Here is a 16,942-nt window from a genome sequence, read left to right on the forward strand (position 1 = left end):
TATGGAGGTGCACAGTGCTTGCTTCGCATAGTTTCAGTTCCTGGGTAGGCGCCTTGCAGGGTGTCTGCGGCCGATTCGAGGCCCGCCCGGCACGCAACCCCGCTCTGTTCATCGGTGAAGTGGGTCTGCAGGATTACGCCGGCCTGGAAGTGGCGCAGATCCGCACCAACGCCGGGCTGATTTCCCGGCAGAGCACCAAGGTCGACCAGGAGGACGACCGTCATTGTTTCCTGATCATCCAGCGCAGTGGTCACGCCCGCCTGAGCCAGGGCGGCGAGAGTGTCGAGCTGGGCCCCGGCGACATGGCCCTGCTGGATTCCGCCGGTGCCTGCGAGATCGTGCCCCACGGTTTGATCGAACACGCTTCGTTCCACCTGTGCCGGGAAGAGGTCTACCGGCATCTGCCGCAGCAGCAACGCAAGTTCGGCAAGCTGTCACAGAACTGCGCCAGTGGTCGCTTGATGCGCTTGCTGGTGGAGCAGATCTGCGCCGGTGATCTGCAGGGGTGTGCCGCGCAGCAGGAGGGGCAGGCCTTGCAGGAAGCCCTGATTGCCTTGCTCGGGCCGACCTTGCGCCAGACCGCCAGCACCCTGGATGGCTTTGACCACGGCCTGCATGGCCACTGCCTGCGTGATCAGGCCCGGCAACTGATCAATCAATCCCTCAACGAGCCGGGGCTGACCCCGGTCTCCCTGGCGGCGCAGTTGAACATCTCGGTGCGCCAGCTGTACCGACTGTTTGAAGAGCAGGGCGACAGCGTATGCCGATTCATCCAGCGCTCGCGACTCAAGCGCAGCGCCGCCGATCTGAGCAATCCGCAATTGCGCAATGAGTCGATCACCGACATTGCCTTCAAGTGGGGCTTCACCGATTCGGCGCATTTCAGCCGGACCTTCAAGAAGCATTTCGAACAATCGCCCCGTGACTTCCGCGCCCGCTCCCTCAACGCGTAGCAACCTGAGTCTGACGCCTGCGCCGGCCATGGAGGAGCCGGCTTGCCGGCGAAGGGGCCCTTGGATGTTGCGTTGCCCGGCGGACGCTTTCGCTGGCAAGCCAGCTCCTACGGAAGGCAAGCAAGCAGGCAGCAATACAGCCCCCGAGAACACTGGCAATAGCATCCCCTGCGCGGGCTTCAGGGATTTTCCAGGTCGTGTCCCAGGGACTGGATGAACAGGGAAAACAGTTCCGGCTGGCTGGAGATATCCAGCTTGGCGTACAGGTGGCGGCGGTGGACCTTGATGGTGTCCGGCGAAATCTTCAAGCGCTCGGCCATGGCCTTGGAGGAAAACCCGCGCAGGATCAGGCGGGCGATCTCCAGTTCGCGATCCGATAGCACGGCGCTGCCGAAATGACTCAGGGCGTCACGAATCTGGCTGGCCATTTCTTCGGCGACCGGAAGCTGAGGGCGGAGCTGGCTGTGCTGCCAATGCTGCTGCATCAGCGGCAGCACCCAGGCGGCAAAGGTGGTGAGCTGGCCGATTTCCTCGCTGTTGAACACGCGCTGACTGCCCAGTGACAGGGACAGGGTGCCGGTATCGGGCAGTTGCAGGATGAACTGCACTTCGTCTTCCAGAACGTTGTCGTGGAAGTAGCTGAGAAAGTACTCGCTCTGGCGAAAGTGGTCCGGGGCCACTTCCTCCAGGCGATACAGGCCGCTGGGATAGCCCTCGCGGCAGGCCTGGAAGAACGGGTCGAGCAGGTACAGGCCGTTCAGGTAGGTGAGCATCGAGGCCGGCTTGCTGCTGGGTTCGGCGTCATATTCCTCCAGTGCCTGGGGCGGGCCTTCGCGCGGGTAGAAGATCGCCAGGGCGTTGTCGAACGGCGTGGCCTGGTGCAGCAGCAACACCAGCTGTTTCCAGAAGCGCGGGTTGCCGATCAGCGTGAGGGTGCGACCCAGGCCGGCATGCAGGCCGACTTCCCTGAACAGATTACTCAAAGGCCTTGCTCCACTGATTCGGCGAAAGTGTCGTGGCACGGTTTCGTCGATTTGCCGGTCGCCGTCAAGGGGAGTACTCCAATAGGGGAATTGGGCAAGATGCTGCAACTGCCTAGAGTAGCTCCCACCAAGCGCGTCCCAGAATGCGCCCGCCCGATGGATTTCGTTTCTGCCTCAGACCAACAATAAACACGAGGATAACGATATGAGCTCTCCCGCAGCGCCTGACGGCGCGCTGAAACCAACCTTGAGTGTGTTCGATGTGGTGGCCATCACCGTGTCCGGTGTGACGCCCGCCAGTTCAGTGTTCGTGATTGCGCCCTTTGCCATCCATCAGGCCGGCAGCGGGGTGTTCCTGGCGTTCGTCATGGCCGGGTTGCTGGCGCTGATGTTTGCCTTCTGCTACGCCGAGCTGGGCCGCGCCCATAACAGCGCGGGGGGCGAGTACGTGTATGCCAAGCGGGTGTTTGGCGGCATGGCCGGCTATGCCACCTTCCTCACGGTGCTGGTGATGCTGCTGTTCATCCCGCCGGTACTGGCCACGGGGGCCGCCACGTACCTGAACAACGCCCTGGGCACGAACTTCGATTCCCAGACCGTGGCCCTGGTGATCGTGGTCTGCAGTTATCTGCTGGGCATTCTCAACATCAAGCTCAATGCCTGGATTACCGGCACGTGCCTGCTGCTGGAAGTGGCGGCCTTGCTGGTCATCGTCTGGCTGGGCTTTGGCAACGCCTCGCAGCCCCTCGGCATCCTCCTGCAACCGCAGATCGTCGACCATGGCGTGCTGCAGATGGCGCCCTGGGCCCTGGTGATCGGGGCGGTGGGCATCGGCCTGTTTTCCTACAACGGCTATGGACCGGCGGTGCTGCTGGCCGAAGACATGAAATGCAAGGGCCGCGGCGTGCACAAGGCGGTGCTCTGGTCCCTTGTGCTGGTGGTGATCATCGAGCTGGTGCCGCTCACCGCCTTGCTGATTGGCGCGCCGTCCCTGAGCACCTTGCTGGCCAGCCCCGATCCCATCGGCTACCTACTCACCAGCCATGGCAACGAAACCCTCGCCAGGGTCGTCAGTGGCGGGATCTTCCTGTCGGTGTTCAACGCCATCGTCGCCATCGTTATCCAGATCGGCCGCGTGGTGTTCAGCAGCGGCCGCGACGCCCTGTGGACGCCCGGCATCAACCGCCTGTTCACACGGATCCACCCGCGCTGGGACTCGCCATGGCTGGCTACGCTGTTCCTGGCGATTCCTTCGGCAGTACTCAGTTTTAGCTCGAATCTGGCGGACCTCACGTCCTTCAGCGTGCTGTTGATCATGCTGGTGTACCTGATCGTCGCCCTCAGCGCATTGGTGAGCCGGGTGCGGCTGCGCGATCGCGAGCATCCCTACCGCATGCCGTTGTGGCCGCTGCCGGCGCTGCTGGCGGTGCTCGGTGCCGGGTACTTGCTGATCACACTGTTGCTTGAGGCTTCTGTGCGGGACCTCATGGTGATCATCGGGCTGCTGGCGCTGTCGGTGATTCTCTATGGCACTAATGGCCGGTACAGCCCGGCGTTCCAGAAATTGTAAGGAGTGGATATGCGAGCACGTGAGTTGGGCATCAAGCTGGGGTTGGGGGCGCCGGGCCCGTTCAATGCGATCACCGACGTACCCGGGGTACGGGTAGGGCACAGCACCCTGAAAACCACCGTGGGCGGCAAGCAGGTGCGCACCGGGGTGACCCTGGTCCAGCCCCGGGACGGGCATGCACGGTTGCAGCCCTGTTTCGCCGGCTGCCATGTGCTCAACGGCAACGGCGATGCCACGGGCCTGGAGTGGATTCGCGAAGCGGGCACCCTGACCACGCCGCTGGCCATCACCAATACCCACAGCGTCGGCGTGGTCCGCGACACCCTGATCGCCCTGGAGCGCGAAGCCCTGGCGGACCCGGCGGTGTACTGGTGCATGCCGGTGGTGATGGAAACCTACGACGGTCTGCTCAACGACATCTGGGGGCAGCATGTGGGGCCGCAACAGGTGCGCCAGGCCCTGGCCAGCGCCGAATCCGGGCCGGTGGCCGAGGGCGCGGTGGGCGGCGGCACCGGGATGATCTGCCACGAGTTCAAGGGCGGTATCGGCACGGCGTCGCGGCGGCTGACGGCGGAGCAGGGCGGCTATACCGTCGGCGCCCTGGTCCAGGCCAACCACGGCAAGCGTGAAGAGTTGCGGGTGGACGGTTACCCGGTGGGGCGTCGGCTGGGGGGCATCGTCTCGCCCTTTGCCGAACGCGGGACTCCGGGCATGGGCTCGATCGTGGTGATCCTGGCCACCGATGCGCCCCTCTTGCCTCATCAATGCCAGCGCCTGGCGCAACGGGCCTCGATTGGCATCGCCCGCACCGGTGGCGGCACCGAGGATTCCAGTGGCGATATCTTCCTGGCCTTTGCCACGGGAAACCGGGACCTGCCCACTGCGGATTACGCGCGCAAGGACCTGGGACTGACTTCGCCGCTGGCGATGCTCAACAACGATCACATCTCGCCGCTGTTCAGCGCGGCCGCCGAGGCCGTGGAGGAGGCCATCATCAACGCCCTGCTGGCAGGTGAACCGATGACCGGTGACGACGGCGCGCAGGTGCCGGCGCTGACCCCGCAAGTATTGCTGCAAGCATTGGAACTAACTGGTTGGAACATAAGTTGACCGACTTGAAAGTGCGACCTGGTCGGCATATTGAGTCCAATGGATATTTAATAATTAAATTGTAGATTGTCTGACAATATCAGCCGTTAATCGGTTTAAAAATAATCTTTCGACTGCGCGGTCATTGTTTGCTGGAGTTTCTCGGAACAGTGGAATTTGACGCCAAAAAAATAGTGGACGTCTGATTTCAAATTGTGTCAGCTTTCTTTCGCCTGCTTAGGGCGAGTGATAGGACGATCTCGCCAGGGATTGTCGCTATCTGACAAAAACTGTTCCATTGATTACAAGGAAGTGTGTTTATGTCGAAAGTAACAGAGAACGCTATTGCATCTGCTGAACAGCAACTGGTGCCTTTGGCCGCAGCAAGTTCGGCGTATAACCAGATCAATAGCTTCAGTCATCAATACGATCGTGGCGGCAATCTCACGCTCAATGGCAAAGCGTCGTTTTCGGTCGATCAGGCCGCCACGCAACTGCTGCGTGACGGCGCTGCCTACAAGGACCTGAACGGTAACGGCAAGATCGACCTGACCTATACCTTCCTGACCTCGGCCTCCTCGAGCACCATGAACAAGCATGGCATCACCGGGTTCAGCCAGTTCAGCGCTCAACAGAAGGCCCAGGCGGTGCTGGCCATGCAGTCGTGGGCCGATGTGGCCAACGTGGTGTTTACCGAAAAAGCCTCGGGTGGCGATGGTCACATGACCTTCGGCAACTACAGCGGCGGCCAGGACGGCGCGGCGGCCTTCGCCTACCTGCCGGGCACCGGTGCCGGCTACGACGGCACCTCGTGGTACCTGATCAACAGTGGCTACACCCAGAACAAGAACCCCGACCTGAACAACTATGGCCGTCAGACCCTGACCCATGAGATCGGTCACACCCTGGGCCTGGCTCACCCTGGCGACTACAACGCCGGCGAAGGCAACCCCAGCTATAAAGACGCCAGCTACGGCCAGGACACCCGTGGCTACAGCGTCATGAGCTACTGGAGTGAAAGCAACACCGGCCAGAACTTCAGCAAGGGCGGGGTCGAAGCCTATTCGTCCGGTCCGCTGATGGACGATATCGCCGCCATCCAGAAACTCTACGGGGCCAACTACAGCACCCGTGCCGGTGATACCACCTACGGTTTCAACTCCAATACCGGGCGCGATTTCTACAGCGCCAGTTCCTCCGCCGACAAGCTGGTGTTCTCGGTGTGGGACGGTGGCGGCAATGATACCCTGGATTTCTCCGGCTTCACCCAGAACCAGAAGATCAACCTCAATGCCGGTTCGTTCTCCGACGTTGGCGGCATGGTGGGCAACGTTTCCATCGCCCAGGGCGTGACCGTGGAAAACGCCTTCGGTGGCTCGGGCAACGATCTGCTGATCGGTAACGAGGCGGCCAACGTGCTCAAGGGCGGTGCCGGCAACGACATCATCTACGGCGCCGGTGGTGCGGACCAGCTGTGGGGCGGTGCGGGCGCGGACACCTTCGTGTTCGGTGCCAGCAGCGATTCCAAGCCGGGCGCGGCCGATCAGATCATGGATTTTGTCAGCGGCCTGGACAAGATCGACCTGACCGGGATCACCAAGGGCGCGGGCCTGCACTTCGTCAATGCCTTCACCGGTGCGGCGGGTGACGCGATCCTCAGCACTTCCGGTGGGGTCAGCACCTTGTCCGTGGACTTCTCCGGGCATGGCGTGGCGGACTTCCTGGTCAGCACCGTGGGCCAGGCAGCGGTCAGCGACATCATTGCCTGATTGAAACAGGCGCAAGGCAGCGTCCAGGCGCTGCCTTGCGCTGTTGCATTGGCCCCGGGGCTGAGCCAGTCTACCGGGCGGACGGAGCACCCCCATGACCCCACACACCTTGCATCGCAAGGCGGCCACCTGGCTGCTGGCGACGCTGACGATCTTCTACGGAGCAATAACCATGGCAAGCAGCCTGCGCTTGGCGGACCCCTCGGAACTGGTTGGACACTGGCAGTTGCAGCAACAGAGCGAACCTGGCGCCGCCTGTGCCCTGGACCTGTTGCAAAACGCAGCCCTGGGAGACGGCGCCGAATGCCTGTCGACGTGGATCGGCGAGGCGGCGGTGGGCTGGTTTCCGGAGCCCGACGGTATTGCCATCACCGGACGCGAAGGTTCAAGAATTATCTTTTTCAGTCGACAGAGAGAAGGCCTGTACGAAGCGCGCTTCAAAGGCGACGGTTTGATCATATTGCAGCGTGCTGACTAATTAATGCGGCAGGTTGTTCGTTTATTCTTGGATGGCTTTAACTTGCCACTCTTTTAATCGACAGGTTTATAACCGGATAGCTATTAACCCAGTTGTCCGGTTCGGGTGTGTCCGCAGACTTCGGGACTAAGGGGCGCACATCTTTAGTTGCGCCGTATATGAGGTACTCGCGTTCGGCGCGCAGGGTCGACTCAGGGAAAATGTTGAAGATGCTGAACAATAGTCATCCTGCACCACTGTTTAAGGCATTGGGCGAATACAAGGGCATTCTGATCAGTGTTGGCTGTTTCACCGCCTTGATTAATGTGCTGATGCTGGTGCCTTCCATCTATATGTTGCAGGTCTACGACCGGGTGCTGTCTTCGCAGAATGAAACCACCCTGGTGATGCTGTCGCTGATGGTAGTGGGCTTCTTCGTGTTTATCGGGCTGCTGGAAGTGGTGCGCAGCTTTATCGTCATTCGCATCGGCAGCCAGCTGGAGCGGCGTTTCAACCTGCGGGTCTATCAGGCCGCCTTCGAACGCAACCTGGCCCGTGGCGAAGGCCATGCCGGGCAGTCCCTGGGGGACCTGACCCATATTCGCCAGTTCCTCACCGGACCGGCACTGTTCGCCTTCTTCGATGCTCCCTGGTTTCCCATCTATCTCTTGGTGATCTACGCCTTCAACGTCTGGCTCGGCGTGTTCGCCACCGCCGGTGCCTTGTTGCTGATCGGGCTGGCCTGCTTCAACGAGGCCATGACCAAAAAGCCCCTGGCCGAGGCCAGCGGGTTTTCGCAGAAATCCACCCAACTGGCCACCAGTCATCTGCACAACGCAGAAACCATCCAGGCCATGGGCATGCTCGGGGCCCTGCGCAAGCGCTGGTTCGTGGTGCATTCGCGGTTTCTCGGCATGCAGAACCAGGCCAGCGACACCGGCTCGGTGATCAGCTCCCTGAGCAAGACCCTGCGCCTGTGCCTGCAATCGCTGGTGCTGGGCCTGGGCGCCTTGCTGGTGATCAAGGGCGACATGACCGCCGGGATGATGATCGCCGGGTCGATCCTCATGGGCCGGGTGCTGAGCCCCATCGACCAGTTGATCGCGGTGTGGAAGCAGTGGAGTTCGGCCAAGCTGGCCTACCGCCGCCTGGATGCGCTGCTGCGCGAGTTCGCCCCGGGCGACAGCGCCATGTCGCTGCCAGCGCCCAAGGGCCAGGTGAGCTTCGAGCAAGTCAGCGCCGGGCCGCCCGGGCGGCGGATGGCCACCCTGCAGCAAGTGACCTTCAACCTCAATGCCGGTGAAGTGCTGGGTGTACTGGGGGCTTCCGGTTCCGGCAAGTCGACCCTGGCCCGGGTCCTGGTGGGGGTCTGGCCGACCCTGGGTGGCACGGTGCGCCTGGACGGTGCCGACATTCACCGCTGGAATCGCGATGAGCTGGGGCCCTACATCGGTTACTTGCCCCAGGACATCGAACTGTTCAGCGGCAGCATCGCCGAGAACATCGCGCGTTTCCGCGAGGCCGACCCGGAGCGGGTGGTCCAGGCCGCCCAACTGGCCGGGGTGCACGAACTGATCCTGCGCCTGCCCCAGGGCTACGACACCGTGCTCGGGGACGACGGCAGCGGCCTGTCCGGCGGGCAGAAACAGCGGGTGGCCCTGGCCCGGGCGCTGTACGGCAACCCGAGTCTGGTGGTGCTCGACGAACCCAACTCCAACCTCGACACCGTGGGCGAAAGCGCCCTGGCGGCGGCCATTGCCCAGCTCAAGGCCCGGGGTGCCAGCGTGGTGCTGGTGACCCATCGCTCATCGGTGCTGGCCCTGGCCGACAAGCTGCTGGTGCTCAACGAAGGGCGCTTGCAGGCCTTCGGCCCCAGCCAGGAGGTGCTCAAGGCGCTGTCCGGCGGTCAGTCGCCAACCGCCCAGGAAAGCCCCAAACCGGTGGCGGCCGCTCCCGGCGGCTTGAGCATGAGCCGCCAGTATCAGGCTCCGACACGGAATAAAGGCGCATGAGCAAGGACCGCGAGATGATGATCGAACAGGATTACGCCCCCGAACGCGTGGAGCGCGACGCTGGTTTTTTCGCTCGCCTGGGCTGGATTCTGGCCCTGGTGGGGGCCGGCAGTTTCTTTGTCTGGGCCGCGCTGGCGCCCCTGGACCAGGGTATCCCGGTGCAAGGCACGGTGGTGGTGTCCGGCAAGCGCAAGGCGGTGCAGTCCATGAGCAGTGGGGTGGTCAGCCGCATCCTGGTGCGCGAGGGCGAAAGCGTGAAGCAGGGCCAGCCGCTGTTTCGCCTGGACCAGACCCAGGTCGCCGCGGATGTGCAATCCCTGCAGGCCCAGTACCGCATGGCGGTGGCCAGCCTGGCGCGCTGGCGCAGCGAGCGCGACAACCTCAAGCAGGTGGACTTTCCAGCGCAACTGAGCAGCAGTGACGACCCGCGCCTGGCCCTGGTGCTGGAAGGCCAGCGTCAGCTGTTCAGCAGTCGGCGCGAGGCATTCCTGCGCGAGCAGGCGGGCATCCGCGCCAACATCGAAGGCGCCACCGCGCAACTGGCGGGCATGCGTCGCGCACGCACCGACCTGGGCAATCAGGCCGAGTCCCTGCGCCAGCAACTGAGCAACCTGCAGCCCTTGGCGGACAACGGCTATATCCCGCGCAACCGCCTGCTGGAATACCAGCGCCAACTGTCTCAGGTGCAGCAGGAACTGGCGCAGAACACCGGCGAAAGCGGCCGTATCGAGCAGGGCATTCTCGAATCCCGGCTCAAGCTGCAGCAGCACAGCGAGGAATATCAGAAAGAGGTGCGCAGCCAGCTGGCCGAGGCCCAGCTCAAGACCCAGACCCTGGAGCAGCAACTGACCTCGGCCGGTTTCGACTTGCAGCACAGCGAGATCATCGCCACCGCCGACGGCATCGCGGTCAACCTCGGGGTGCACACCGAAGGCGCGGTGGTGCGCCAGGGCGAAACCCTGCTGGAGATCGTGCCCCAGGGCACGCACCTGGAAGTGGAGGGGCGGCTGCCGGTGAACCTGGTGGACAAGGTCGGCCCCCATCTGCCGGTGGACATCCTCTTCACGGCCTTCAACCAGAGCCGCACGCCAAGGGTGTCCGGTGAGGTCAGCCTGGTTTCCGCCGACCAGATGGTCGACGAGAAAACCGGCATGCCGTACTACGTGCTGCGCAGCAGCGTCAGCGACCAGGCCATGGAGAAGCTCAACGGACTGGTGATCAAGCCTGGGATGCCGGCGGAGATGTTCGTGCGCACCGGCGAGCGCTCACTGCTCAATTACCTGTTCAAGCCTCTGCTCGACCGGGCCGGCTCCGCACTGACCGAAGAATAAGGATGTCGCGTCGTATGAGTAAGCTTTCCATCCTCGCCGCCGCCTTGTCCTTGCTGGTGTGCCAGGGGGCCCGGGCCATGGGCCCGTTCCAGATCTACGAACAGGCGCTGCGCAACGACCCGGTGTTCCTCGGCGCCATCAAGGAGCGCGACGCCGGCCTGGAGAACCGCGCCATCGGCCGCGCCGGTCTGCTGCCCAAGGTGGGCTACAGCTACAACAAGGGCCACAACAACTCCAAGGTCACCTACCTGGACACCGTGCGCGGCAGCGTCAGCGAAAAACGCAACTACGACAGTTACGGCTCGTCCCTGACCCTGCAGCAGCCGCTGATCGACTACGAGGCCTACGCCAACTACCGCAAGGGCGTGGCCCAGGCCCTGTTCGCCGACGAGAACTTTCGCGGCAAGAGCCAGGAATTGCTGGTGCGGGTGCTCAGTTACTACACCAAGGCCCTGTTCGCCCAGGATCAGATTGAGATCGCCCAGGCCAAGAAGAAGGCCTTCGAGCAACAGTTCCAGCAGAACCGGCACATGTTCCAGCAGGGCGAGGGCACCCGCACCGACATCCTCGAGGCCGAGTCGCGCTACGAGCTGGCCACCGCCGAAGAGATCGAGGCCCGGGACGAACAGGACGCGGCCTTGCGTGAGCTGGGGGCGTTGATCGGCGTGCCCGACATCGACGTGCGCGACCTCGATCCGCTGCAGGAAAACTTCCAGTCCTTCGCCCTGAGCCCGGCCAATTACGACACCTGGCACGAGATGGCCCTGAGCAACAACCCGGTGCTGGCGTCCCAGCGGCAGCGGGTCGAGGTGGCGCGCTATGAAGTGGAGCGCAACCGCGCCGGGCACCTGCCCAAGCTCAGCGCCTACGCCAGCGTGCGGCAGAACGAATCGGAAAGCGGCAACACCTACAACCAGCGCTACGACACCAACACCATCGGCATCGAAGTCAGCTTGCCGCTGTACGCCGGTGGTGGGGTGTCGGCCTCCACTCGCCAGGCCAGCCGCGCCATGGAGCAGGCCGAATACGAACTGGACGGCAAGACCCGGGAAACCCTGATTGAACTGCGGCGGCAATTCAGTGCCTGTCTATCGGGGGTGAGCAAATTGCGCGCCTACCAGAAAGCCCTGACGTCGGCCGAGGCCCTGGTGGTGTCCACCAGGCAGAGCATTCTTGGCGGTGAACGGGTCAACCTGGATGCGCTCAATGCCGAGCAGCAGCTCTACACCACCCGGCGGGACCTGGCCCAGGCCCGTTATGACTACCTGATGGCCTGGACCAAGTTGCACTATTACGCGGGAACCTTGCGTGAAGAAGATCTGGCCCGGGTCGATGAGGCCTTCGGTCAGCGCACCGGGCCCTGACGGGCCGCAGGATAAAAAGGAGCAACGCACATGAGCATCTTCGACTACAAAAGTGCGCTGGGCAGTGCCGGCAAGGCCCAGTACAGCGAGGCCATCACCCTGGCCCTGTATGCATCGAACCCCACTGGCGAGGCCTTGCCGGGCACGTCCTGGCGGCCCATCAGCGCCTCGCAGCTGGGCTATCAGGGCCATGTCAGCGCCCAGGGCACCATTTCCGGCGAACAGGCCGTGGTCAGCGATGCCCAGGTCGAGATCCTGGGCAAGTACGACGGCGCCGGGCAGTTGCTGTCCATCGGCATCAGTTTTCGCGGCACCGACAGCCTCAAGGACGGCCTCAACGACCTGCAGGCGGCCTTCGTCTCGGGGTTTGCCGACAACTACAGCCGCCTGGCCTTCGACAGCCTGCTGGGCAAGGTCGCGGCCTACGCCACGGCCCAGGGCCTGAGCGGCAGCGACGTGCTGGTCACCGGCCACAGCCTGGGCGGGCTGGGGGTCAACAGCCTGGCGAGCCTGAGCACCGATCACTGGGGCGGCTTCTACCAGGACGCCAGCTACCTGGCCTTCGCCTCGCCGACCCAGAGCGCCGGCGACAAGGTGCTGAACATCGGCTATGAAAACGACCCGGTGTTCCGCGTTCTGGACGGCACCCACTTCAATGCGTCGTCCCTGGGCACCCACGACAAGCCCCAGGAGTCGGCGACCAACAACCTCGTCAGTTTCACCGATCACTACTCATCGTTCCTTGGCCAGTGGATTCCCCAGAGCATCCTCAACCCCAAGTCCTGGTCGGCCCACAGCGCGGTGGATTACGCCGCGGGCCTCAACCGCCTGATCGGCTCGGACTTCTATGACCTGACCAGCCGCGACTCGACGGTGGTGATCTCCAACCTGTCCGAGGGCCAGCGTGATCAGGTGTGGGTCAAGGACCTCAATCTGTACGCGCAGAAACACACCGGCAGTACCCTGATCATCGGCACCCAGAGCAACGACCTGCTGCACGGCGGCAAGGGCAATGACTACCTGGACGGCGGTGCCGGGGATGACCGTTTCCGTGACGACGGCGGCTACAACATCATCCATGGCGGCCAGGGGCACAACGTCCTGGAGCTGCAACAGCCGCTGCAGAACTTCTCCATCGCCAACGACGGCGACGGCACCCTGTATATCCGCGATGCCTATGGCGGCATCAGCATGACCCGCGACGTGGGGGCCCTGGTCAGCCACGAGGCCGGGAGCTGGTGGCAACTGTTCGGCAAGGATGTCAGCTACAGCGTGACCGCCGACGGCCTGCAGCACGGCAACCAGTGGACCGCCTATAACCATTCCCTCAACGGCGATGCCTATGGCAACGCGCTGGTGGCCAGCGTCGACGGCGACTGGCTGTTCGGCCATGGCGGCGACGACCTGCTCAGCAGCGACAAGGCCAACGTGACCTTCGTCGGCGGTGCCGGCAACGACGTCATGCATTCCACCGGGGGCGGGGCCAACACCTTTCTGTTCAGCGGTCACTTCGGGCTCGACCTGATCCAGGGCTACCAGTACAGCGACAAGCTGGTGTTCATGGGCGTGCCGGGCATCGACAGCCAGTACGACTATCGCCAGCACCTGTCCCAGAGCGGTAACGACACCTTGCTCAAGGTGGGCGAGCACTCGGTGACCCTGGTGGGGGTCGGTATTGAGGGGCTCAACGGTTCAGGCATCGTGTTCGCCTGATTCAGCCTCGGCCGGGGGAGCGCAGGATTCGCTCCCCCGGGCTTTGCGGACCTTGAACCCAGAGAACGTCGGGGTGGCTCCCCTGAAGTCGCCGGCAACATCCTGATCCGTCCTGGATGGACGATCGAACAACAACAAAAAACGAGAAGTCATCAACATGGATGTCAGATGTCATCAGTTCAACAGGCTGGCGGGCACGGTGTGCCTGGCGTTTACCGCAGGCCTGCCGTTGACGGCCGCCCAACGCCGTTCGGAACACCGGCCAGCGGGGCGTTCCCGCTCCCCATGCCATCGGCGCTCTGGCGCTGGCCATGGAACCTTCCCCTTATTCGAACAACCAGCAAGCCCAGCAGGTGCTGCCCAGTCCCGTGCGCCTGTGCTGCGGCATTGGCGCGCCTGGGGTGTTGGTGAGCGACACAAGGGTGTCGGAGTCAATCTGCAATGGCGTTTCCACGACGTCATTCGAGCGGCGGGCAGGGAGCCTGCCAGGGCCATTTCGCAACACAACTAAGGAAGGTCGAAGTGAAGCAAGTCAAACGCAAGGATGGCGCTGTGCTTGGGCAGGAACGGGGATGGTTGACCCTGGCTCCGGCACTGTTGGGTTGGGTGGCGCTGCTGGGCACGGCCCAGGCGGCGCCCTATGTGGAGAACGGCCGTCGGGGCGACGCTGGCAGCTGGCGCAGCGCCGAGTTCAAGGCCGATTGGGGCCTGGGGGCGATTCATGCCGACAGTGCCTATGCCGCCGGTTACAGCGGCAAGGGCGTCAAGCTGGGGATCTTCGACCAGCCGGTGTATGCCCAGCATCCGGAGTTCGCCAGCCCGGGCAAGGTGCTGACCCTGGTCACCAGCGGCATTCGCCAGTACACCGATCCCTATATTCCGGTGCGGGCCGGCGATGCCTTCGTCTATGACGGTCGCCCATCGGTGGGCTCGGACGGCAAGCTGGGTTCTCACGGTACTCACGTCGGCGGGATTGCCGCCGGTAACCGCGACGGTGGGGCGATGCACGGGGTGGCCTTCGACGCCCAGATCATCAGTGCCGACAACGGCGACCCCGGCCCCGAGGACGGCATCATCCTCGGCAACGATGGCGCGGTGTACAAGGCCGGCTGGGACGGTCTGGTGGCCAGCGGCGCGCGGATCATCAACAACAGCTGGGGCATCGGCATCACCGATCGCTTCAGCAAAGGCGGGCGCGATCCGGCGTTCCCGCACTTCACCCTGGATGACGCCCGGGCACAGTTCGCGAAGATCCAGCCGCTGCTGGGCAGCTTGCCGGGCGGCGCCTACGACGGGGCGATCGCCGCAGCCCGCAGCGGGGTGCTGACGATTTTCGCCGCCGGCAACGATTACAACCTGAACAACCCCGACGCTATCGCCGGGCTGGCCTACTTCGTACCGGAGATCGCCCCCAACTGGCTGACCGTGGCGGCCTTGCAGCAGAACCCCGACACCAGCAGCGCCGATCCCTACGTCATCAGCACCTTTTCCTCGCGTTGCGGCTACACCGCGAGCTTTTGCGTGTCGGCCCCCGGCACGCGGATCTACAGCTCGGTGATCGGTGGCACCAGCCTTGCGAACATGACCCTGGGCTATGCCAACAAGAACGGCACCTCCATGGCCGCGCCCCATGCGGCTGGCGCCGCGGCGGTGCTGATGGAGCGTTTCCCCTACATGAGCGCGGCCCAGGTCGCCAGCGTCCTGCGCACCACAGCCACCGACCTGGGGGCCCCGGGCGTCGATGAGCTGTACGGCTGGGGGATGATCAATCTGGACAAGGGCATTCGCGGGCCGGGGATGCTGGTGACCGAGGCGGACATCCCCGAGGCGCTGCGGGTCCAGGGCGGCTACGGCTCGTCCCAGTTCGTCGCTGACCTGCCGGGCTATGGCGCGTTGCTGGATGCCGGCAAGCCGACCCAGCGGCGCTGCAATGACATCAGCTGTGTGCTGGATATCTGGAGCAACGACATCAGTGGCCACGGTGGCCTGACCAAGCAGGGCGTCGGCACCCTGGTGCTCAGCGGCGCCAACACCTACGCCGGGCCGACCCTGGTCAACCAGGGGCGGCTGGCGGTCAACGGCTCGCTGCTGTCGGCAGTGACGGTGAACGCTGGTGGCATCCTCGGCGGCACGGGCCGCGTGGGCGCACTGACCGCCAACCCGGGCGCGATTGTGGCCCCGGGCAACTCCATCGGCACCTTGCATGTCAGCGCCGATGTGAACTTCCTCCCGGGTTCGACCTACGCGGTGGAGGTGTCCCCCAGCGGCAGCGACCGGATTGTCAGCGACGGCCAGGCAACCCTCGGCGGGGCCAGCCTGGCACTGGAACTGGAAAACCCGGGTTTGTCCCTCAATGCGCAGCGGGTCCCGAGCCTGGTGGGGCGGCAGCTGGATATCCTCCAGGCCGCCAATGGCGTGCAGGGCAGCTTTGGCCCGGTGCTGTCCAACTCGCTGTTTCTGGGGGGCAACCTCAATTACAGCGCCGGCGGTGTGCAGCTGGCGGTGGCGCGCAATGCCACCTCGTTCAGCAGCATCGGCCTGAGCCCCAACCAGCGTTCGGTGGCCGATGCTGCCGAGCAACTGGGGGCGGGCAACCCGGTGTATGAAAGCCTGCTGCTGGCCGCCAGCGCGGCCAGTGCACAACAGGCCTTCGAGCAACTGTCCGGGGAAATTCATCCGGCCGTTGGCAGCCAGTTGCTCAATGACAGCCGCTACCTGCGTGACGCGATGGGTGAGCGGCTACGCCTGCAGGGCGGGGACGCGGTGCCTATCGTCGAGGGTGGCGAGCAGGGGCTGTGGCTCAAGACCCTCGGCGCCTGGGGCAAGGCCGACGGCGGCCAGGATCGAGCCGGCTACACCCGCTCCATCGGCGGCCTGCTGGCCGGTGTCGACGGGCAAGTGGACCCGAGCACCCGTCTGGGCGTGTTCACCGGCTACAGCGACAGCTCGCTGAGCATGGGCGATGGCCGGCATTCTTCGGCCAGCATCGACAGCTACCACCTGGGTGCCTACGCCGGACGCGAGCTTGCACAACTGCGCCTGAGCCTGGGCGGTTCCTACAGCTGGCACCGCATCGCGACCCGGCGCGAGCTGCAATACGACGAGGTTGCCGATCGCCAGAAGAGCAAGCGTGATGCCCGCAGCCTGCAGTTGTTCGGCGAGGCGGCGTGGCACCTGGATCTGCAGCCCATGGCCCTGGAACCCTTTGCCAGCCTGGCCTATGTGCAGGTGGACAGCGAGCGTTTCAAGGAACACGGCGGCGCCACGGCACTCAAGGGCGATAGCGACAATCGCGCGGCCTGGCTCTCGACCCTGGGCATGCGTGCCGGCAAGCAGTTGCAGTTGTCTTCCGGGCAGACTGTGGAACTGTCCGCTACCCTCGGCTGGCAGCACAATCTGAGCGCCACCGGCGCCGATCAGCATCTGGCGTTTGCCGACGGTGGACAAAGCTACAAGGTGCAGAGCCTGTCACTGGACCGGGATGCAGCGGTCGTCGGTGCACGGGCGGGCATTGCCCTGGGTCGGCAGACCCGGGTCAATCTGGATTACAACGGGTTGCTGGGCAGCCGTGACCGGAACCATGGGGTCGGCTTGACCCTGGACTGGACTTTCTAAGACCCAGGCAACGGATGTGCAAGGTGTTGTACAGGTCCTGCGGACCCGGAAACGGGCTTGGAGGGCCTGAGCTTTCTCTGACAATT

The 16,942-nt window shown here is 64.0% G+C and carries 11 protein-coding genes; 10 read left to right on the plus strand and 1 reads right to left on the minus strand.

Annotation, left to right across the window (positions count from 1 at the left end):
* Nucleotides 1-14: 14 nt before the first annotated feature.
* Entirely contained in the window at nt 15-953 is a 939-nt protein-coding gene (feaR, locus tag POS17_RS14155) for a transcriptional regulator FeaR (RefSeq protein ID WP_060839140.1), read from the plus strand.
* A 179-nt stretch (nt 954-1,132) separates the two neighbouring features.
* Here the strand turns inward: feaR and POS17_RS14160 are convergent, their stop codons facing one another.
* Nucleotides 1,133-1,936, minus strand: a complete 804-nt coding sequence (locus POS17_RS14160) for a helix-turn-helix transcriptional regulator (RefSeq protein ID WP_060839141.1) — start codon at nt 1,934-1,936, stop codon at nt 1,133-1,135.
* Between the two features lie 205 nt (nt 1,937-2,141).
* Here POS17_RS14160 and POS17_RS14165 point away from each other — a divergent pair, with 205 nt between their 5' ends.
* The 9 genes from POS17_RS14165 to POS17_RS14205 all read left to right on the plus strand — a co-directional run bounded on the left by POS17_RS14165 (nt 2,142) and on the right by POS17_RS14205 (nt 16,856).
* Nucleotides 2,142-3,506, plus strand: a complete 1,365-nt coding sequence (locus tag POS17_RS14165; RefSeq protein WP_060839142.1) for an APC family permease — start codon at nt 2,142-2,144, stop codon at nt 3,504-3,506.
* A 9-nt stretch (nt 3,507-3,515) separates the two neighbouring features.
* Nucleotides 3,516-4,616, plus strand: coding sequence for a DmpA family aminopeptidase (locus tag POS17_RS14170; RefSeq protein ID WP_060839143.1), 1,101 nt, complete (start codon nt 3,516-3,518; stop codon nt 4,614-4,616).
* A 299-nt stretch (nt 4,617-4,915) separates the two neighbouring features.
* Entirely contained in the window at nt 4,916-6,364 is a 1,449-nt protein-coding gene (locus tag POS17_RS14175) for a serralysin family metalloprotease (protein WP_060839144.1), read from the plus strand.
* Nucleotides 6,365-6,458: 94 nt separating this feature from the next.
* Nucleotides 6,459-6,842, plus strand: a complete 384-nt coding sequence (locus POS17_RS14180; RefSeq protein WP_060839145.1) for an AprI/Inh family metalloprotease inhibitor — start codon at nt 6,459-6,461, stop codon at nt 6,840-6,842.
* A 209-nt stretch (nt 6,843-7,051) separates the two neighbouring features.
* The gene (locus POS17_RS14185; protein ID WP_060839146.1) at nt 7,052-8,833 is read left to right on the plus strand and encodes a type I secretion system permease/ATPase; all 1,782 of its coding nucleotides are present in this window, start codon (nt 7,052-7,054) and stop codon (nt 8,831-8,833) included.
* Between the two features lie 14 nt (nt 8,834-8,847).
* Nucleotides 8,848-10,164 carry an HlyD family type I secretion periplasmic adaptor subunit gene (locus tag POS17_RS14190; protein ID WP_375136244.1) on the plus strand — a complete coding sequence of 439 codons (1,317 nt, stop codon included), beginning with the start codon at nt 8,848-8,850 and terminating at the stop codon, nt 10,162-10,164.
* A gap of 2 nt (nt 10,165-10,166) precedes the next feature.
* The gene (locus POS17_RS14195) at nt 10,167-11,528 is read left to right on the plus strand and encodes a TolC family outer membrane protein (RefSeq protein ID WP_060839148.1); all 1,362 of its coding nucleotides are present in this window, start codon (nt 10,167-10,169) and stop codon (nt 11,526-11,528) included.
* A 30-nt stretch (nt 11,529-11,558) separates the two neighbouring features.
* On the plus strand, nt 11,559-13,241 hold the full coding sequence (locus POS17_RS14200; RefSeq protein ID WP_060839149.1) for a polyurethane esterase: 1,683 nt from the start codon (nt 11,559-11,561) through the stop codon (nt 13,239-13,241).
* A 522-nt stretch (nt 13,242-13,763) separates the two neighbouring features.
* Complete coding sequence (locus POS17_RS14205; RefSeq protein ID WP_231979034.1) at nt 13,764-16,856, plus strand: autotransporter serine protease; 3,093 nt, start codon at nt 13,764-13,766, stop codon at nt 16,854-16,856.
* Nucleotides 16,857-16,942: the final 86 nt, after the last annotated feature.

The sequence above is a fragment of the Pseudomonas sp. Os17 genome (assembly GCF_001547895.1).
Classification (GTDB): domain Bacteria; phylum Pseudomonadota; class Gammaproteobacteria; order Pseudomonadales; family Pseudomonadaceae; genus Aquipseudomonas.

Bases quoted from the DNA above. Each gene is read 5' to 3' on its own strand.
- POS17_RS14165 (WP_060839142.1), top strand. From the start codon at position 2,142: ATGAGCTCTCCCGCAGCGCCTGACGGCGCGCTGAAACCAACCTTGAGT.
- POS17_RS14170 (WP_060839143.1), top strand. From the start codon at position 3,516: ATGCGAGCACGTGAGTTGGGCATCAAGCTGGGGTTGGGGGCGCCGGGC.
- POS17_RS14175 (WP_060839144.1), top strand. From the start codon at position 4,916: ATGTCGAAAGTAACAGAGAACGCTATTGCATCTGCTGAACAGCAACTG.
- POS17_RS14180 (WP_060839145.1), top strand. From the start codon at position 6,459: ATGACCCCACACACCTTGCATCGCAAGGCGGCCACCTGGCTGCTGGCG.
- POS17_RS14185 (WP_060839146.1), top strand. From the start codon at position 7,052: ATGCTGAACAATAGTCATCCTGCACCACTGTTTAAGGCATTGGGCGAA.
- POS17_RS14190 (WP_375136244.1), top strand. From the start codon at position 8,848: ATGATGATCGAACAGGATTACGCCCCCGAACGCGTGGAGCGCGACGCT.
- POS17_RS14195 (WP_060839148.1), top strand. From the start codon at position 10,167: ATGTCGCGTCGTATGAGTAAGCTTTCCATCCTCGCCGCCGCCTTGTCC.
- POS17_RS14200 (WP_060839149.1), top strand. From the start codon at position 11,559: ATGAGCATCTTCGACTACAAAAGTGCGCTGGGCAGTGCCGGCAAGGCC.